Below are 17,875 nucleotides of genomic sequence, written 5' to 3'. Positions count from 1 at the left end.
AATCATTTCTCCCTGTAGATTTCAACGGCAACAAATTTAAAATGACCCGGAATTGGAGCATCTGGTTTAATAACCTTCACCCTGCATGCCTGAAGTTCATCAAAATGTTCTAGCAGAGCTGCTGCAATTCTCTCAGCAACCGTCTCAATCAGATTCACAATCTCTTGTTCTACGATTTGTTTCACGATTTCATAAGCATGGCCGTAGTGAATGGAGTCATTCATATCATCCGTCCGCCCGGCTTTGCTTGTGTCTGTGTAAAGCTCAAGGTCTACATTAAACCGCTGGCCAAGCCGGTTCTCTTCAGGAAATAACCCATGGTAGCCATAGAACTGCATGCCTTCAAGGATGATTTTATCCATTGTTCTCCACCCTTCCGCTCCGCAGCATGGCATCTGTCATTTTCACAAGCTGCAAAGTCATTTCTACATTATGCACACGAACCATATGGGCACCTTTGCTAATTCCAAGGCAAGTCGTCGCTCCTGTCCCTATATCACGGTCTTCCGCATTCGGCAAATCGAGCACGCCCCCAATAAAACGTTTGCGAGAAGTTGCCAACAGCATTGGGTATCCAAGTTCGTGCAATTGCTCCAGATTGTTCATTGCAATTAGATTATGTTCAGCGTTCTTCGCAAAGCCAACACCCGGATCAATTATAATATGCTGGTCCGGGACACCTGCTCTTTTGGCGATATCAATACTCTCCTGCAAATCTCTTTTCATATCCTCAATCAAATTGCCATAATCCATGTTTTCACGATTGTGCATGAGAATAATAGGCACGTCCAGCTCAGCTGCAACATTTGCAATCTCCGGCTCGCGTTTTGCTCCCCAGACATCATTAATAATGGACGCTCCCGCCTCAACAGCACGCCTTGCAGTTTCAGCTTTGTATGTATCAATTGAGATCGGCACATTGACCTCTTTCTTGATCGCTTCAATTACTGGCAGGACACGTGAAAGCTCCTCTTCTTCGGATAGCGGCGCATGACCTGGACGTGTCGACTCACCACCGATATCAATAATATCCGCTCCTTGGGCTTCCAACTTTCGGGCTTGTTCACAGGCGGCTTCTAATGTTGCATATTTTCCGCCATCAGAAAATGAATCAGGTGTTACATTTAGAATACCCATAATGTGGGTACGCTCTGCCAAATTGTATGTTTTTACTTTAGTAGATAAAATCATGAGAAACCCTTCTTCCAGTCAGAATCACTTTCTTCATTATACGTCAAAAAAGCATTCATTCCTACCATCGTATCTATACTAGCAAAGACAAAAGCCGCTGCTCCCGACCAAGGGAAGCAGCGGCTTCTTTACAGACAGATATTACTCTTCATCAAATTGGTAAAGTGGAGTGGACAAGTATCTTTCGCCATTATCCGGAAGGACAGCGAGTACTTTTTTGCCTTTGCCCAGTTTTGCAGCAACTTTCTTCGCAGCAGCTATTGCAGCACCGCAAGAAATACCACCAAGGATTCCGTTCGTTGTGGCGACTTCTCGAGCAGTTTCAAATGCTTCTTCATTCGAAACTGTAACGACTTCATCATAAATGTCTGTGTTCAAAATCTTAGGAATGAAGCCCGCTCCAAGTCCCTGCAATTTATGAGGTCCAGGCTTGCCGCCGGAAAGAACTGCTGAATCTTCAGGCTCAACTGCAAAAACTTTGATATCTTTAAAATGATCCTTAAGGACTTTACCTGCACCAGTGATTGTACCACCAGTACCGATACCTGAAACAAATGCGTCAAGTCCATCCTCAAACTGGCTGATGATTTCCTTACCAGTTGTGCGCTCGTGAACAGCAGGGTTTGCTTCATTAGCAAATTGCTGCGGCATGAAGTAGCCATTCTCTTCCTTGAGCTTCTCAGCTGTAGCGATGGCACCTTTCATACCTTCTGCACCAGGTGTCAGAAGCAGCTTTGCTCCATAGGCACGAAGCAGATTACGACGCTCCTTACTCATTGTATCAGGCATGACAAGAATTGCTTTATATCCTTTTGCGGAAGCGATCATCGCAAGTCCGATACCTGTGTTACCACTTGTCGGTTCAATGATTGTGTCGCCAGCTTTAAGGAGACCTTTCTCTTCAGCATCCTCGATCATCGCAAGCGCGATACGGTCTTTGACCGAACTTCCCGGATTGAAGTATTCCAATTTAACATAAATATCGGCACTGTTCTCATCTGTAATATTGTGCAATTTCACAACAGGTGTCTGTCCCACAAGGCCGGCTACGTTATCAGCAACTCTAGTCATGGTCGTTCATCCCCCTAATTCCTAGTTAACTTATAAGATTTGATATTTCCAATCTACACGTTAACATGTGTAGTGTCAACCCATTTGCGTACAATTCCGAGTATTCGACTAAACTTCTTGAAAAACGTCACTTCAACAAGACTATTGAGCTTCTTTTAGACGTTCCAAGTCTTCCTTACTAAAGTGATAATGCTCGTTACAGAAATGACAGTTCGCATCAGCTCCGCCATCCTCCTCAATCATAGCCTGAATTTCATCTGATCCAAGTCCAGCAATTGCCCGTTCGACTCGTTCCCTGGAACATTTGCATTTGAAAACAATCGGCATCGTTTCAAGGAAGTTGATATCTGCACCTTCAAAAAGGCGTTCTAGAATCTGTTCCGGTGTGTATCCTTCTTGCACAAGACTTGATATCGGTGGCAACGCTTGGATATGTCGCTCCAATTTATCAATGACTTCATCACTTGCGCCAGGGAGCACTTGCACAATGAACCCGCCGGCTGCAAGAATTGAATGATCCGGATTAACGAGTACACCAGCTCCCACTGCAGATGGAACTTGTTCAGAAGTTGCGAAGTAATACGTAAAGTCTTCACTGATCTCACCAGAGACAATCGGAACACTTCCAGTAAAGTAATCTCTCATTCCAAGATCCTTCACGACACTGAGCGTACCTGCACCTACCGCCCTTGCCACGTCAAGCTTTCCAATAGAATTCAATTCAAAGTCTACATGGGGATTACCTACATAACCGCGGACTTCACCTTTAGAATTGGCATCGGCCACAATTGCGCCAACTGGACCATCGCCTTCAACTTTAACTGTAATCGTATCTTCACCTTTAAGCATGGCACCCATCATGGATGTAATGGTTACTGTTCGTCCGATAGCTGCGGACGCTGTTGCCCAAGTATCCTGACGGCGCTGGGTCTCACTCACCGTTTCTGTCGTGCTTGCTGCATAAGCTCTGATGGAACCATTGTATACTGTCGCTTTTACAAGATAATCTTTCATCGTTGTTCCTCCCGTTCCTTCTGCTGTACATATTTCTTGTATATAATATTCAAACCGTGAAGCGTCAAGTATGGATCAACAAAATCTATTGTCTCTGCTGCGTCTGCGATTAGGGGAGCAAGTCCACCTGTAGCAATTACTTCTGGTTTATTTTGCATTTCCTTTTGCATCTGTCTTACAATCCCATCAACCTGTCCAACATATCCATAGAAAACACCTGCCTGCATCGCCTCCACAGTTGACTGACCGATTGCTCTGTCCGGTCGTTCAATCTCGAACTTGGGCAGCTTTGCAGCCTTTTGATAGAGAGCCTCTACGGAAATATTAATTCCCGGCGCAATAAGACCTCCATGATAACTTAGCTCTTCGTCCACATAGCAAAATGTCGTCGCTGTTCCAAAATCAATAATGATAAGCGGCCCGCCATATTTCTCGACTGCGCCGATTGCGTTAACGACCCGGTCAGCTCCCAGCTCCTCCGGCTTCGGATAGCTCATTTTAAGTAAGTTTGTCGCGACATCTTTGCCAATGACTAGCGGTTCCAGGTTCAAATAGTCACGGCACATCTTCTCAAGAGCAAACATGATCGGCGGCACAACCGATGAAATAATTGCCCCGGAAATATCCGAGAATGAGACACCCTTATATTGAAAAAGCGATTGGATCAACATACCGAACTCATCTTCAGTTTTATAACGGTCTGTCTTGATTCGCCACTCATATTTCAAGCAGTCCTTATCAAAGACTCCTAGTACTGTATTCGTATTCCCTACATCCAGAACAAATAGCATAGACATATCAAACCCTTCTGCAAAGCTTACCTTATATTAATTAGCATACCCTGCTAACTCAACTTTTCCCATTACAGCGCTTCAAAAGCATTCTTAATTTTTATATGCAATTAACGCAGCTTTCAGCCTAATTCAGTAAAAAAGCACTGCTGCTTCTGCAGTTATAAACAAGGAAAAAGCGGTTCCTGCCGTTTGGACAGGACCCGCTTCTTGCTTATTCCTTATGGTCGTCGCCGCTTGGAGGCTCATTTCTATCCTCAGTATGCGATTCCCTTTTTTCTTTATACTCAAGATCGTCTTTTTCCTTCGCTTCTTCAAAGCTCTCTGGAGTAACATTTGACTCTCCATCTTTTGGCTGAATGTTCACCTTGACATCATTATCTGTTTTCACAGTAGTGTGATGATTTTCAGGGAGCACGCCTTTGTCGAAGAGAGAGCGGATTTGCTGCTCGTCGAGTGTTTCGATTTCAAGAAGTTTCTGAGCGATCAGCTCGAGCTTGTCGCGGTTCTCAGTAAGAATCTGCTTCGCTCGGCTATAGCATGTGTTGATGAAGTGCTGCATTTCCTTGTCAATCTCTTCAGCAATCGCATCACTGTAGTTCTGCTCATTCTGAATATCGCGTCCAAGGAAGACTTCGCCGCCACCACTAGTAAACTGGATCGGACCAATCTTGTCACTCATGCCGTATTCAGTAATCATCTTACGAGCAATGCCAGTAGCACGCTGGAAGTCATTATGCGCTCCTGTACTTACCTCGCCAAAGATAATTTCTTCAGCGACACGGCCGCCAAGGAGTCCGGTAATTTTATCAAACAGTTCCGGTTTCGTCATGAAGTAACGATCCTCTTTCGGTAGCATGACTGCATAACCGCCAGCCTGCCCGCGTGGAACGATCGTAACTTTGTGAACTGTATCAGCATTATCAAGCACCATACCAATGATTGTATGTCCGGATTCGTGATAAGCGACGATATTGCGTTCCTTCTCGGAAATGACACGGCTTTTCTTAGCCGGCCCTGCAATAACACGATCAACCGCCTCATCGATATCAAGCATATCGATCGTCTTCTTATCATGACGAGCCGCAACGAGAGCAGCTTCGTTCAGAAGGTTCTCAAGGTCGGCACCGGAGAAGCCCGGTGTACGCATCGCGATTGTTTTCAGATCGATGTTCGGATCAAGTGGCTTGTTGCGTGCATGCACTTTCAGAACAGCTTCACGGCCTTTAACATCTGGACGGTCAACTGTGATCTGTCTGTCAAAACGTCCTGGACGCAAGAGTGCCGGATCAAGAATATCAGGTCGGTTTGTTGCAGCAATAATGATAATACCTTCATTACCACCAAAACCGTCCATTTCAACAAGCAACTGATTCAGCGTTTGTTCGCGTTCATCATGGCCACCGCCAAGACCTGCTCCACGCTGACGTCCAACTGCATCAATCTCATCGATGAAAATAATACATGGTGCGTTCTTCTTTGCATTCTCGAACAAATCGCGAACACGTGAAGCACCAACACCGACAAACATTTCAACGAAGTCGGAACCACTAATAGAGAAGAATGGTGTACCGGCTTCACCGGCAACCGCTCTTGCAAGCAACGTTTTACCTGTACCCGGAGGGCCTACAAGGAGAACACCTTTCGGGATACGGGCACCAAGCGCCGCAAATTTGCGCGGGTCCTTCAGGAATTCAACAACTTCAACGAGTTCCTGCTTCTCTTCATCCGCTCCGGCAACATCCTTGAAGCGGACTTTCTTCTTCTCTTCGCTGTACATCTTTGCCTTACTCTTACCGAAGTTCATGACACGGCCGCCACCGCCGCCGCTCTGTGCCTGGCTAAGAATGAAGAAGAACAGCAATCCAATTAGCAAGAACGGAATCATTTGTGTAATGAAGGTTACAAATCCGCTCGGCTGTTCTTCCTCTTTCACTTTAAGTTCACTCTGCTGGTTGGCAGTCTTAGTGATACCGGCGATAATGTCGTTATTATCTGGTACCTGTGTTACAAAGGAACGGTCATCCTTCTTAAGCGTTCCGGTAATTCGCATAATCTTGTTCGCAGGCTGCATCGTCATTTCACTGATTTCACCATTATTAAGAGCATCCGTGAACTGTTTTACATCCAACTCTTTTGCCTGTTCGCCTTGTCCTCTAAGAACGCCGAGGGCTGCAATCAGGACAAGGAACAGAATTCCGTAGAAAAATAGGTTTCTGAACAATCGGTTCATTTCCTGCCTCCTCCCAAAGAAAGAAAACTTCATTGCCTCGTGCGTCATTTTTGTGCATTCCGCAATTGAAAGCTTCGTTATATATCACACTTTTGGACATCTCATTTCACTTTACTTAATGGTATTGTATTCCCATATATTGTAACGCAAGCAGGAAACGGGTTGCAATTTTTAAGACTCCTGTTCGCTGTAAATCTCCGGTTTTAACACTCCGATATAAGGGAGGTTGCGATACTTCTCATCATAGTCGAGTCCATAGCCGACGAGGAATTTATTCGGAAGTTCGAATCCGACGACATCTGCCTTGATATCGACCGTCCGTCCTTCTGGTTTATCAATGAGTGTCACAATCTTCACTGAAGCCGCTTTCCGGTATTTGAATAGGTCAACAAGGTAGCTGAGCGTGAGCCCGCTGTCGATGATATCCTCAATGATAAGAACATGACGTCCTTCCACCTTGGCATCGAGATCCTTGATGATTTTCACTTCACCAGATGATCGAGTTCCGCCTCCATAGCTTGAAACAGCCATGAAATCCATCTCCAAATGTGTATCAACACGGCGCAGGACATCTGACATGAAAGGCATTGCGCCTTTCAATACACCGATTGCAAGCGGGAACTTGCCATCGTACTCCTCTGTAAGTTGTTTTCCGATTTCAGCGCACTTTTCTATGATCTCTTCCTCTGTGACAAGAACCTCTTCTATTTCCTGATGCATCTCTTAATTTCTCCTCCCTGCAGCTTTGGGGCTGCTCGCAGCTTAAATGCCGCTGTTCAGTCAATGTACTTCAAACAAACCATATTGCCTTCGCCTTCTGCCGGCATTACAGCTTTCCGCAATCCGGGAAGCCAGAGTATCCTGCCTGATGCATCTGTGATGACAGGCCAGCAATCTCTCTTTTCTCTAGGGATTTTCTCATCAATAAAGAGATCCTTTAGCTTCCTTGACCCATTGAGCCCCTGCCAGTTCATCCTGTCACCGGCGCGCCGGTTTCTTATGGTGAACGGCAACATAGCAGACGTCACCTGCAGTGAAAATGAATATGTATCCTGAACCGCTTGGTCTGAAAGGAAAGCCTCTATAAAAGCCCCGTTCGGAAGCTGAACCCTACCTGGCACTTCAAGCCGGAATTCAAATGACTGGTCCCCTTCTTTCTTATTAAAGGATAAGGAAATACGGTCATAAGATTTCTTAACTTGCAACCCATTAGGGAAGTCAAGCAAAGCGTTGCTCCTATTGCCTTCAAGCAGTTTGAAGAACTCCGTTTCATGCAGATAAGAAAGCTGGTCAGGCTGTTTTTTGTACAGATAGTTTAATATTAGTTGATACATCTGTCTTTGTAAAGCAATGGGGCATGCTTGAAATACCGAACTAGGAAATGATGCTGAAGCGTTCTTTTTGTCCAATTCAAGGAACTTTAAAAGCCTCTCTTCCGCAGCTTCTCTCAGGAAGCTGGCATTTTCTTGCATCCGTTCACTCATGTTCTGCATTGTTACATGTATATTTGGATTTTTCTCTTTTAGTAATGGAATTACAAGTTTCCTGAAATAATTGCGGGTATAGCCAGTATCTTCGTTTGACGGATCGAGCCTCGGTATAATGCTTTCCGTTCTGCAATAAGATTCAATCATTTCCCTATCAATTGCAAGAAAAGGACGGATGATGTGCCCGCAAGCGAAAGGCCGCTTTGCTGGAATGCCCGCTACGGCTGATGGATCGGCAGACCGTGTGAATTGCATGAGCATCGTCTCCGCCTGATCATCTCCATGATGGCCAAGGGCCAAATAATCAGCCTTATACAATTCCATCTGTTTCTGAAAAAACCGATAGCGCAGCTCCCGGGCCGCTGTCTGCGTACCGATGCCGCGCTCTTTCTTATATGACTTGACATCAACACTTGCTCGTTCACAGCGGATGCCCCAATCTTGGCACCTTGATTCCACATAATCAGCATCTGCTGCAGACTCATCACCGCGCAGTTGATGATCAACGGTAAGTGCAACCAATTCAAGCTCCCAATCTTTGCCGATGCTAACAAGGTAATGAAGCAGCGCCATCGAATCAGGACCACCGGATACGCCAACAAGTACAGTCGATCCCTTTTTGAGCAGCTGATGTTTTTGAATAAATGCCTTTACTGCCTTCATTGGAATTCCTTCTCTCCAAGTTCTCATACCGTATCTTAACATATCCTTTATATGCCTTACTCTACAGAAGCAGAGAAATCACATAAAAAAGTGCAGCCGCAGCAATGATACTGCCGCCTTCAACAAGACGCACAGGCTCAACTTGCCTGTTTACTCGTCTTGTACGCGGACGTTTTGAATTTTGTACTAGTTTCTGTTTTTTGCCCGAGCGCCTTTTCCTCATTGCTTCAGCAACTTCACGCCGCATCTCTTCGCTGGAACCGTATTTCCCCCTGATTGCTTTTTTAAAACAGTGGCTGTAAGGGGTAAATACTTTCACCTCATCAATCTTCATACAAATGAGCCGCTCATTGTTTGCACTTCTTCCGAATCTTCGAGGATGGAACAAATTGAGGAACAGCATGACAACCGCAAACAAATCATAGGAGGGCTCCGCCTTGCGTGAACCAAGCCCCCAATAGCCGCGATCTGTAAATTCCGTATACTCTTTGATGGAGCGGCCTATTTTTGTGACCCCGCCAACATCAACCCAGCGGAGACGTGCAGGCGAAGGGGATACGAGCAAATTATCGAGCTTCAGATCTCCAAATACCCAACCTTCTTTATGAAGCTGCCCAAGATTTCCAAGAAGCTGGAGCAGAAAGACTCCTACCCACTCGCTCCCATTCTTGCGCAAATACTGGTCAAGCGATTGTCCTTGTATGTACTCCATCACATAAAATGAATAATTCGTTCCATCAGGAGACTGCCAGTCATCTACATCGAGCAAACAAGGTCCAAGCTGCTGCACCTGGACCTTATCAAGTGACTTGAGCACGTTCACCTCTGTCGTCATGGAGCTGCCATCATCACTCATTTTCAAGGCATACTCACGGCCACTTTTTTCACAGAGATAAACTGTACCGACTGCCCCTTCACCAAGCTTGCGCCGAATGGAATAGTTACCGCCATGCCATTTGCCCGAAATCACTGTTCCACTACGGATCAGCAGATCATGCTTCTTCAATGCGCCATGCATCGTCTCTCACATTCCTTGACAGGCTCAGCTTGCCGAATTCATACATCGCCTCTCGGATTGCAGGCCCTGTCGGTGTGATACCGCCCGTCTTTAACTTCGGGAAAATCTCCGCTATAGCGTTTAAATTCGGTGACCAGTCAAAAATCTTCTCAACTTCCTCACACTCACCAGGGAATTGATAAATGCTAAAGCGATTTTCGCCAATACGTGAACCAAGACTGATAGATAGATCAATCAGTGAGTCCTTTACTGTCTCCAGTTTGTTCCGCATACTTGCGCTTGTATCGACCAAAACAAGTACTTCAAGTCCGCACGTCTCGCCCATTTCCTCTACAACTTCCATGACTTCTCCGCGTTTCTCCGGAGCCAGGTCCTCAACTGTCTGGCCTTTCCCGAGAATCTGCTCAAGCTCCTTGTTAATAAAGCCCTGAATTGTATGTGTCATCGCCTGTCTCGTCACCATTTGAACAGTGCGGGCAAGCGTTTCCTGGTAGACAATACGACTCATACCGCCACCGGCAAGTGCAATCTCCTCCACTTCCCGCAAGCTCTCAGGATTGTCTCGGCCATCTTCCATAATTCCGATCACATTGATTGTCAGCCCTTGCTGACTTGCAAGAGCCGCTGTCGCTTTTGGATCCTCACCTGTATTGGAACAGCCATCTGTAATAAGCAAAATCTGCTTCAGAGTACCTTTTTTCACGCCGCATGCCTCCAATCAATTTCTATCAAGCAGTTTCGCCAGCGGTATTAGCATTTATACATGCAACGACCATTCATTTCATTCAGTTAAAAACTTCTTGCCTAGGCTCCTTATTAGGATCAAACCGCATCGGAATGGCAGCCCATTCCGGCTTGTTCCGGACAATACGTGCCACCAGTACCGTCATGTCATCACCAATCTCACCGTCATTTGTGCGAATTACTTCTTCCATGAGCAAGTCAGCAATCTCCTGAGGGTCTGTCGTCAACATTTCACTCATCCTCTGCTTTAGCCAGAGGTCGACATTCTGAACTTGCTTCGGCCCTTCAAAAATCCCATCACTCATCATTACGAGCAAGTCATCCGGCTGCAGCTGCTCACTGACTATCTCAATATCAAAGTCTTGAATGATTCCCATAGGCAGATTGCTCGCTTCGATGCTGAGCACCTCTCTACCACGCCTAATCAGACTCGGTGAAGAACCAATTTTTAAAAACTGAACTGCCGCATTATGCAAGTTGATTACTGCAAGATCCAAAGTGGCAAACATTTCATCCGTTGAGCGCAAAGCAAGTATAGAATTGATTGACTTGATCGCCACCTTTTCAGGAATCCCGGTTTGTAAAATCTGCTGGAGCAGACGCAATGTTTCCCTGCTCTCCTCATTAGCTCTCCGCCCATTGCCCATACCATCACTAATTGCAATTGCATATTTTCCAGTGCCAAGTTCAATTGTTGCGAAACTGTCGCCTGATACAAGCCCCCCGTCCTTTGCAGCGGAGGCGACTCCCAACTCCACCATGAATTCCTTTGCTGAGCCAAAAGCCAAATGGCAATGACCATTCGGGAATGGAGAGATTTCCTCTTCTTTTACAATGACCATTTCATTCAGGATATCTGAGAGCACTGGAGCAATGAGCTTTGATGCTTCACCGCGATAATACTGGAAGGAAACTGTCATCTCGATATCAATATCGCCCTTCTCGAGCTGATAGATCTCCAACTTCTCTAGATCGATTCCCATCGACTGCAAAGCTTGGACAATTTGCATTTCCTGAAGCTCATGCTGCTCCCGCTCCTTGAGAATCTCTGCAGCAAAGTCATCCATCACTTCCGAGACACCAAGAAGCTGGTCTGCGACAAGACGCCGACTTTCACTCACCTGCCGCTTCAGCTTGCGGTTTGCTGTGAAGTGAGAGACTTCTTGCTGCATTACTTCAAGTACCCGCTTCGACTTCACACAACTACTTTCAAACTCCCGCATCGTCTTTCCTTTTAACTCATGGCCGTAAATAAGCATTTCTTTTAAACTGCCCATCATCGCATACGTTTCTTCAAAGTTATGTTGCCAGCATCGGTCTTTCATAAAACAGGACTGGCATGTCTTCTCAGTTACCTGGCTCAGGAAGTAGTCTGTCTCTTTCCGTACATCTTCCTCTTCCAGGACAAGCTCACTTTTTGCAGAGAAACTCTTCGAAAGTGCAGCAAATACATCAGAAAATTGCTCCACTCTTCTCGCCGTCACATTACGGACTTTCTGTAAATATTGCTCTTGTTCACTTGTATACGCCTCTGTTCCCGGTATATAGCGGCTCAGTTTGTTAGACCAGCTCGCAGGTGTCAGGAAGAAGAGCACCGCGGCGACTGCTGAGGCCGCGAGTGAAGGTCCCCAAGATGCTGCATCACCATATATGCTAATCAGACATGTCCCAACGAGGAGACCCGCGCTTACCCCAAGTTTGCTTCCTTCCTTCAGAAGTCCGCCAAGCAGCCCTGAGAATGCAAGCAAACTCATCTGATAAAGATTCACAGCGTTTGCAAGCGACAGAATAAGCCCGGCGACAACCCCGACTGTCGAGCCGATTGCCGCTCCTCCAACAAAGGATAGAAGAAGAACAAAATAACGTGACATAACGTGTTCTACTTGTGCACCTTGGACTTCCCAGCCGATTGTTCCAGTCAAAACAGATGCCAATAATATAATCATGCAAACAATTTCTTCGTTTTTCAGTACAGGCTTGTACTTTTTCGGTGATAATAGCGGCAAGCTCTGCATAAAGATTAGTACAAGCAGTGCTCCAAGCAGTCCCTCAACTGCTAGCAGTGCCCACTCGTATACTGAAAGTTTCCCTGATAGGGAATAGATGAAAAGACGTGACAATGTAGTCGCCACAAACGCACAGATTGGAATGGCAATTTGCTCCCGCTTCATTTTGCGGCATAGATTAGCAAGGAACAGGAATGCAACCATGCCTATTAATGTAAACAGAGCATGCCTCCCCGAATGTGTCGCCGCCCCTGCGAATACCGCTATGACGACTTTTACCGAGTGTCTGCGTTGCACTGCCCATACGGTCGCCAGGAAAGCTACTGCAAATGGCGAGACAACAGATAAAATGATAGCCCGTCCGAGCAGGAACCCGATAAAGGAATAGAGCATTCCCTTTTCGATCAGTAGTCTGCTCAATATAGCACTCAGCCGCTTCCTCAGCTTCTTGCCTCTATTTTTTGCTTCAAATTGCTTCGTCTGAAGTCTTGGTATTGAACCCATCATATGACCACTCCTTCTAGTTGCTATTAAATCATGGACAAGCTGGAGATTTTGTCAAAACAGGTAAGTCCATTCCTAAAATCGTTCGACAGTCTTTCTTCATTTTTTCTGAATGTCGTTCGAATCTTACGGTTATCATACAAATAGACAAAATATAGACATGAATTGCGTCTTTTTTAATTCCAAAATAATGAGTTTTGCATAACAATGCACTATAATGATGAATAGATTGATAAAAAAGGTGGTATAACCATGTCTGCAGAACAGTTGAATGAAAAGCTGCCTCCTAAGACTTGTTCCATTGAACGTCTCGTTACGAAGCCTGCCGATGTTGAAAAAGTAATTGCAGGCATCAAAACAGCAACACGCCGCAATGGACGCTACGCCGATATTGGAGAAGTCATGGAACTTGGCGACAACCGCTTTGTCGTGGAGCGTGTATATAGACAGTCTCTCGGAGAAGTAACAGAAAATGACGCGAAGAAAGAAGGATTCGAAACTCTCGAAGCCTATAAAGATTCAATTCTTGCCTTACATCCCGGCATGAAGTGGTTACCCAAAATGAAAGTGTGGGTGCACGAATTCTCTCGCGCTGAATAATTAAACAGGCAGCAATCAGGCTGCCTGTACTTTTTTTTGCAAAAACCATTTGACAACTTGTCTGCCATATTGTAAGATAACACTTGTGTTAATAATCATGGCGGTGTAGCTCAGCTGGCTAGAGCGTACGGTTCATACCCGTGAGGTCGTGGGTTCGATTCCCTCCGCCGCTATCATTTTAAAGAGAACTCTTACTATTTGTAAGAGTTCTCTTTTTTTGTTTCAAACTTTGTTATAAAACAATTGGTTGAACGAAAGTATTCTTTGTTATTTATAGTGGGTAGACTTTATAGATAGTAGAACGAGGAGCTGAATAAAATGATCAGACCGTATTTGAAATTCAATCGTGAAGCTGCCAAGGCTTTTGAGTTATATAAAACTGCTTTTGATGGTGAAATTATTAAAATACAAAAATATGGTGATATGCCTGCCAATCCTAACTTCCCTATACTTAAGGAAGATAAAGAACTGATCTTGCATCTTGAAATGAAATTGACCGGTTCAGGAATCATTATGGGGTCTGATACGAGAAATAACCTTACAGGAGAAGGAAAGGTCTCCATAAGTGTTGAGTTCGACTCCGAAATCGAAGCTCAAAAGGCTTGGAACACACTCAAAGAAGATGCAAAAGTAGGAATGGAACTGCAACAGACATTCTTTGCAAAACAGCATGGCTCATTGAGGGATAAGTTTGGCGTAGATTGGGTATTCACAGTGAGATAGATACCAGCCGCCTTACTTGAATGATGATAAGTCCTCTCTGCTAATTCTTTGATACCGTTAAAAGTCAAAAAAAGAGAGCGGAAGCACATATGAACTATGCGCTTCCGCTCTCTTTTCCATTATCTATTAAGAGCATTGTTTACAAGTAGACAGCTGCTGCTATCCTCTTTTTGCACCGCGTCCTCCGCGTCTGCCTTCAGTGTGTTTCTTCAAAGAGGCAAGACGATCTTCCGAGTCCTTAAGGAAACGGTTCATCTTGGATTCGAAGGTTTCTGCGCGTTCTCTTGGTGGTCTTTGTTGACGCTGCGGGCGGCCTTCCCTTTGCGGGCGACCTTCCCGTTGTGGGCGGTCTATCGCCTTTTTAATAGAAAGGCCGATTTTGCCGTCTTTCTCGACATTGATGACTTTAACAGTTACTTCATCGCCAACTTTAAGATGCTCGTTGATGTCTTTGACATAGCTATCGGCAACTTCACTGATATGGACAAGACCGGTCTTCTTCTCGCTATCGCCGATCTCGACAAATGCACCAAAATTCGTAATGCCCGTTACCTTACCCTGCAGCTTGCTGCCTACTTCGATTGACATAAAAAAAATGCTCCTCCTTAAAATTTCTGGAATCCAGGGCCCGGACTCCGACAAAATCCAGGGTCCTGTTCCCTTTGTCCGGGGCTGGAATACCCAAATGGACAAAGATGCCATAAAATTATATAGTCCTACGCTATATTATAGCGAAGGTTATGAAACTGTGTCAATAGGATGGCTTTTCATCCGGTATTTTAAAAATCAGTTCTCCTTTTTTAGAGAAGAAATAATTCGTCCGGGCAATTTCCAATACATAGTCTTCATCTTTAAGTAAATCACGTTCCTGCTTCAATTCCTTCCCCTTCTTCTGAACAGCGGCATACTCTTTCTTCATCTCCGCAAGTTCGGTCCGTTTTTCGGCCTGGAGATGGCGCTGCTTCAAATGGAAAGTCGTAAAGGTACCTATCAGAATGGCGACAAAAACGGAAAGGAGCACGAGTCTGCGCATCAGACGCTGCTTCTTCCGTTTCTGTCTCTCCATCTGAGCGTTATTTTGCTCTGCAAACTGCGTATGAAGCTTCGAAATCGGGTTGTGATCAGCAGCCATGTCTGCTACCTCCTTCTGAACTTGATCCATTTCAGGAATTTGCTGCAACTTTCCTTCATTGTACTATAAACCTTGCACCATTTGTGCACAAAGTTTCTTGCACGTTTCGGCATGAGACGCCATAGAATAGCGAACAGCCATTTAATAGGCAGGAATATGACTATCAGAAGGAATCGAATGACAGTTACAATCGCTTGGATAAGAAATAGCAGTACAGCGACAATTATGGCGAACAACCCTTTAATCGGTATGACAATAAGAATTCGTACAGCATTTGCGATAAAACGCACAATTGCCATAAAAATACGGATCAGAATTTCGAGCAGCTGCCTGTACCATTTCCTGCCGAGTACTTGATAAGCGGCAAAGCCGAGTAAACCGGCAAAAAATATGTAAAAGCGGATTTCACCCTTATTGGCCGTAAACAGCATGATGAAGAGAATAGCTGTCTGCAAAAGCCAAAAACCGATTTCCGTTGTGTATAGAAGCCATATCGGGCGCCGCAAGTTGATAGTCAAGCGCCGGAATGTATCCAGCGCCATTCCAAGATAGAAGCCGCCACCGATCATGGTGATCATCGTTGCAAATTGCACATTCAGCGAAGTCATTTGAATAACTTGCCAAAGAACCCTTTAGCCTTCTCCTGGGAATCTCCATCCACATAAGAAAGTTCATAAACTTTACCCTTGATGGATACCGCACCTGATCCGACATCAAGATTCTTCAGTTGTAAATTCTGACCCCTTATAATCATGTAGCCCATGACGGTCTCAAGCAGAAACTCCTCATTGTCAAAGCTATCCACTTCCTTGACACCGGTTATTTCCATTTCCTTGCGATTGTTAATCCTGACATTATGGTCTTGAGGGGCACGTGTTACAGGTGCCTGGTCTTTTGAATAATAGTTCATCTGCTCGTCCTCCTTGCTACTTCACTTTATGAAGCAGGGGACAAGTTTAGAACCAATTGCCTTTGGCAGATTAAGCGTTCACTTTTTCCTCTTTAACGATTTTATACATGTTCGCGGCTTCTTCCTTTTTGACCGTTTCTTGCAGACTTAGCACTTCTGCAGTAACAAGCTTTTGCCCGAACTGGATGACAAGTTCATCTCCAACTGCCACCTTTGATGCAGCCTTGGAAGGGTTGCCGTTAATTTTAATCCGTCCCTGATCAGCTACTTCCTTGGCCAAGGTGCGACGTTTAATCAGACGGGATACTTTTAAAAATTTATCTAAACGCATTATTCTCTCTCCTTTCTTTTTGCCTCATCCCAAAGGGCATCCATTTCTTCAAGAGAAGCATCCTCAAGTTCCTTCCCCGATTTTTTCAAGGAATGTTCAATATGATGGAAGCGGGAAATGAACTTCTCATTCGCATATGTGAGGCTTTGTTCCGCCTCAATTTTGTGGAATATAGCGAGATTCACGAGTATGAACAGGATGTCACCGTATTCCTCTTCCATTTCCCGCTTGTTACCTGATTCAAGCGCTTCATGGAATTCTTGTACTTCTTCATTAAACTTTTCCCAAATTTCTTCGGCGCTTTCCCATTGGAATCCTGCTTTTCGAGCTTTTTTCTGAAGTTTAGTTGAGCGCATAAGCGCTGGAAGACTACGCGGAATCCCATCAAGAATAGAATCGCGCTCCTGCTTCTCCTGTTTCTTGATTTTTTCCCAATTTGCATTTACGTCTTCAGTTGATTCAACATGTACATCACCAAAAACATGCGGATGACGATTAATCATCTTCTCAGTTATGCCGCGTATAACATCATCAATTGTGAAATAGCCGTCATCTTCGCCAATTTGCGCGTGCATCATAATTTGGAGAAGTACGTCACCCATTTCCTCAATAATTCCTTCATCGTCCTCTTCTTCGATCGCATCTATTAGCTCATACGCTTCCTCGATCAAGTAGCGACGCAATGATTCATGTGTCTGTTCCTTGTCCCATGGGCATCCATCCGGGCTACGCAAAATACGAACAACGCTGCGTAAAGATGCAAACTCATGTGTAAGCAATTCCTCCGGTACAGGCGGTATATAGACCGATGTAAGATTGCTAATACTGGTGACACGATCAAGATCTTCTAGCGGTATCTGTTCTTTTCTCTCTTTGTCAGTTCCGGCCGCTTCGATGAGGATGATCTCATAGTCTGCCGGCAAATCCTCAAGCAGTTCCAACTTCACATTGGATGCACTCATTTGGTCATAAACCTGACAAAAAACCAAATGGTTACGATAATTAAGCTCATTCCTTTGGAAGCTTGTTGCATCTACGAATTGAAAACCTTCAATAGGGTCAATTTGCAATGAGGCGAATAAATCATCGAGGTAGCTCTGGCCTCCAATAATTTCAACTGGAACTTCCTTCTGTTCCTGGAGCAGTTTTACTGACATCTCGGCAAGGCTCGGATGACCTGGGACAACGTAGAAAACATTTTCCGTCTGCGCCATTTCTAACAGCTTAGCAGCAATCCGCTCATAGACCCGTTCAAAACCAGCCTCTTCTTCGTAGTAATCGTCAAAGGAAGCAAATGTTACCCCTTCCTCCATAAGTGTTTCAATTACTGGATGGTCGAGTGTGCGTGCCTGAATAATACCATCATGGTTTAGTAATTTGCGATAAATACCGAGCGGAAGCTGTTCAATGTCACCAGCTCCAAGACCGGCAATTTGTATTTTAAAGGACATTTTGCA

19 protein-coding genes and 1 tRNA gene are annotated in these 17,875 nt (G+C 45.0%); 3 read left to right on the top strand and 17 right to left on the bottom strand.

The features are described from left to right. Positions 1-2 precede the first annotated feature (2 nt). From folB to spoIIE, 11 genes are all read right to left on the bottom strand, one after another. The gene (gene folB / locus QR721_RS00410; RefSeq protein ID WP_348028156.1) at positions 3-362 is read right to left on the bottom strand and encodes a dihydroneopterin aldolase; all 360 of its coding nucleotides are present in this window, start codon (positions 360-362) and stop codon (positions 3-5) included. Continuing rightward, complete coding sequence (folP, locus tag QR721_RS00405) at positions 355-1,191, bottom strand: dihydropteroate synthase (RefSeq protein ID WP_348028154.1); 837 nt, start codon at positions 1,189-1,191, stop codon at positions 355-357. Before folP ends, folB begins: the two co-directional genes overlap by 8 nt. Positions 1,192-1,332: 141 nt before the next feature. Further along, positions 1,333-2,262 (bottom strand): cysteine synthase A, encoded by a 930-nt coding sequence (gene cysK, locus QR721_RS00400; protein WP_348028152.1) that lies wholly within the window; start codon positions 2,260-2,262, stop codon positions 1,333-1,335. Between the two features lie 141 nt (positions 2,263-2,403). After that, positions 2,404-3,276: an Hsp33 family molecular chaperone HslO gene (gene hslO, locus QR721_RS00395; RefSeq protein ID WP_348028150.1), complete on the bottom strand. Its 873-nt coding sequence runs from the start codon at positions 3,274-3,276 to the stop codon at positions 2,404-2,406. Beyond that, positions 3,273-4,067: a type III pantothenate kinase gene (locus QR721_RS00390; RefSeq protein ID WP_348029749.1), complete on the bottom strand. Its 795-nt coding sequence runs from the start codon at positions 4,065-4,067 to the stop codon at positions 3,273-3,275. The genes hslO and QR721_RS00390 overlap by 4 nt, the downstream gene beginning before the upstream one ends. A 214-nt stretch (positions 4,068-4,281) precedes the next feature. Then, entirely contained in the window at positions 4,282-6,300 is a 2,019-nt protein-coding gene (gene ftsH, locus QR721_RS00385) for an ATP-dependent zinc metalloprotease FtsH (protein WP_348028148.1), read from the bottom strand. A gap of 171 nt (positions 6,301-6,471) precedes the next feature. Further along, a complete protein-coding gene (hpt, locus tag QR721_RS00380; protein WP_348028146.1) occupies positions 6,472-7,020 on the bottom strand; it encodes a hypoxanthine phosphoribosyltransferase in 549 nt (182 codons plus the stop codon). A 56-nt stretch (positions 7,021-7,076) separates the two neighbouring features. Further along, positions 7,077-8,450 carry a tRNA lysidine(34) synthetase TilS gene (tilS, locus tag QR721_RS00375; RefSeq protein ID WP_348028144.1) on the bottom strand — a complete coding sequence of 458 codons (1,374 nt, stop codon included), beginning with the start codon at positions 8,448-8,450 and terminating at the stop codon, positions 7,077-7,079. A 61-nt stretch (positions 8,451-8,511) separates the two neighbouring features. Beyond that, a complete protein-coding gene (locus QR721_RS00370) occupies positions 8,512-9,468 on the bottom strand; it encodes a protein kinase domain-containing protein (protein ID WP_348028142.1) in 957 nt (318 codons plus the stop codon). Then, a complete protein-coding gene (locus QR721_RS00365) occupies positions 9,443-10,171 on the bottom strand; it encodes a vWA domain-containing protein (RefSeq protein ID WP_348028140.1) in 729 nt (242 codons plus the stop codon). Before QR721_RS00365 ends, QR721_RS00370 begins: the two co-directional genes overlap by 26 nt. Positions 10,172-10,253: 82 nt before the next feature. Continuing rightward, a complete protein-coding gene (gene spoIIE / locus QR721_RS00360; protein WP_348028138.1) occupies positions 10,254-12,725 on the bottom strand; it encodes a stage II sporulation protein E in 2,472 nt (823 codons plus the stop codon). A 249-nt stretch (positions 12,726-12,974) separates the two neighbouring features. Between spoIIE and QR721_RS00355 the strand changes: the two genes are divergently transcribed. From QR721_RS00355 to QR721_RS00345, 3 genes are all read left to right on the top strand, one after another. Continuing rightward, positions 12,975-13,322, top strand: coding sequence for an ASCH domain-containing protein (locus QR721_RS00355; RefSeq protein WP_348028136.1), 348 nt, complete (start codon positions 12,975-12,977; stop codon positions 13,320-13,322). 99 nt (positions 13,323-13,421) lie between these two features. Beyond that, positions 13,422-13,495 (top strand) — tRNA-Met (locus tag QR721_RS00350). Positions 13,496-13,640: 145 nt separating this feature from the next. Then, the gene (locus QR721_RS00345) at positions 13,641-14,045 is read left to right on the top strand and encodes a VOC family protein (RefSeq protein ID WP_348028134.1); all 405 of its coding nucleotides are present in this window, start codon (positions 13,641-13,643) and stop codon (positions 14,043-14,045) included. Positions 14,046-14,204: 159 nt separating this feature from the next. Here the strand turns inward: QR721_RS00345 and QR721_RS00340 are convergent, their stop codons facing one another. The 6 genes from QR721_RS00340 to yabN all read right to left on the bottom strand — a co-directional run bounded on the left by QR721_RS00340 (position 14,205) and on the right by yabN (position 17,869). Next, positions 14,205-14,633 carry a S1 domain-containing RNA-binding protein gene (locus QR721_RS00340; protein ID WP_348028132.1) on the bottom strand — a complete coding sequence of 143 codons (429 nt, stop codon included), beginning with the start codon at positions 14,631-14,633 and terminating at the stop codon, positions 14,205-14,207. 163 nt (positions 14,634-14,796) lie between these two features. Further along, positions 14,797-15,177 (bottom strand): FtsB family cell division protein, encoded by a 381-nt coding sequence (locus QR721_RS00335; RefSeq protein ID WP_348028130.1) that lies wholly within the window; start codon positions 15,175-15,177, stop codon positions 14,797-14,799. Positions 15,178-15,182: 5 nt separating this feature from the next. Next, complete coding sequence (gene yabQ / locus QR721_RS00330) at positions 15,183-15,785, bottom strand: spore cortex biosynthesis protein YabQ (RefSeq protein ID WP_348028128.1); 603 nt, start codon at positions 15,783-15,785, stop codon at positions 15,183-15,185. Next, entirely contained in the window at positions 15,782-16,087 is a 306-nt protein-coding gene (yabP, locus tag QR721_RS00325; protein WP_348028126.1) for a sporulation protein YabP, read from the bottom strand. The genes yabQ and yabP overlap by 4 nt, the downstream gene beginning before the upstream one ends. A gap of 70 nt (positions 16,088-16,157) precedes the next feature. Continuing rightward, a complete protein-coding gene (locus QR721_RS00320; RefSeq protein WP_348028124.1) occupies positions 16,158-16,418 on the bottom strand; it encodes an RNA-binding S4 domain-containing protein in 261 nt (86 codons plus the stop codon). Further along, positions 16,418-17,869 (bottom strand): bifunctional methyltransferase/pyrophosphohydrolase YabN, encoded by a 1,452-nt coding sequence (yabN, locus tag QR721_RS00315; protein WP_348028122.1) that lies wholly within the window; start codon positions 17,867-17,869, stop codon positions 16,418-16,420. The genes QR721_RS00320 and yabN overlap by 1 nt, the downstream gene beginning before the upstream one ends. Between the last annotated feature and the right edge of the window lie 6 nt (positions 17,870-17,875).

Source organism: Aciduricibacillus chroicocephali, assembly GCF_030762805.1.
Lineage (GTDB): Bacteria > Bacillota > Bacilli > Bacillales > Amphibacillaceae > Aciduricibacillus > Aciduricibacillus chroicocephali.
Note: the sequence above shows the minus strand (reverse complement) of the source record. Positions and strands in the feature narration are given on the sequence as shown.

Bases quoted from the DNA above. Each gene is read 5' to 3' on its own strand.
- folB (WP_348028156.1), bottom strand. From the start codon at position 362: ATGGATAAAATCATCCTTGAAGGCATGCAGTTCTATGGCTACCATGGG.
- folP (WP_348028154.1), bottom strand. From the start codon at position 1,191: ATGATTTTATCTACTAAAGTAAAAACATACAATTTGGCAGAGCGTACC.
- cysK (WP_348028152.1), bottom strand. From the start codon at position 2,262: ATGACTAGAGTTGCTGATAACGTAGCCGGCCTTGTGGGACAGACACCT.
- hslO (WP_348028150.1), bottom strand. From the start codon at position 3,276: ATGAAAGATTATCTTGTAAAAGCGACAGTATACAATGGTTCCATCAGA.
- QR721_RS00390 (WP_348029749.1), bottom strand. From the start codon at position 4,067: ATGCTATTTGTTCTGGATGTAGGGAATACGAATACAGTACTAGGAGTC.
- ftsH (WP_348028148.1), bottom strand. From the start codon at position 6,300: ATGAACCGATTGTTCAGAAACCTATTTTTCTACGGAATTCTGTTCCTT.
- hpt (WP_348028146.1), bottom strand. From the start codon at position 7,020: ATGCATCAGGAAATAGAAGAGGTTCTTGTCACAGAGGAAGAGATCATA.
- tilS (WP_348028144.1), bottom strand. From the start codon at position 8,450: ATGAAGGCAGTAAAGGCATTTATTCAAAAACATCAGCTGCTCAAAAAG.
- QR721_RS00370 (WP_348028142.1), bottom strand. From the start codon at position 9,468: ATGCATGGCGCATTGAAGAAGCATGATCTGCTGATCCGTAGTGGAACA.
- spoIIE (WP_348028138.1), bottom strand. From the start codon at position 12,725: ATGATGGGTTCAATACCAAGACTTCAGACGAAGCAATTTGAAGCAAAA.
- QR721_RS00355 (WP_348028136.1), top strand. From the start codon at position 12,975: ATGTCTGCAGAACAGTTGAATGAAAAGCTGCCTCCTAAGACTTGTTCC.
- QR721_RS00345 (WP_348028134.1), top strand. From the start codon at position 13,641: ATGATCAGACCGTATTTGAAATTCAATCGTGAAGCTGCCAAGGCTTTT.
- QR721_RS00340 (WP_348028132.1), bottom strand. From the start codon at position 14,633: ATGTCAATCGAAGTAGGCAGCAAGCTGCAGGGTAAGGTAACGGGCATT.
- QR721_RS00335 (WP_348028130.1), bottom strand. From the start codon at position 15,177: ATGGCTGCTGATCACAACCCGATTTCGAAGCTTCATACGCAGTTTGCA.
- yabQ (WP_348028128.1), bottom strand. From the start codon at position 15,785: ATGACTTCGCTGAATGTGCAATTTGCAACGATGATCACCATGATCGGT.
- yabP (WP_348028126.1), bottom strand. From the start codon at position 16,087: ATGAACTATTATTCAAAAGACCAGGCACCTGTAACACGTGCCCCTCAA.
- QR721_RS00320 (WP_348028124.1), bottom strand. From the start codon at position 16,418: ATGCGTTTAGATAAATTTTTAAAAGTATCCCGTCTGATTAAACGTCGC.
- yabN (WP_348028122.1), bottom strand. From the start codon at position 17,869: ATGTCCTTTAAAATACAAATTGCCGGTCTTGGAGCTGGTGACATTGAA.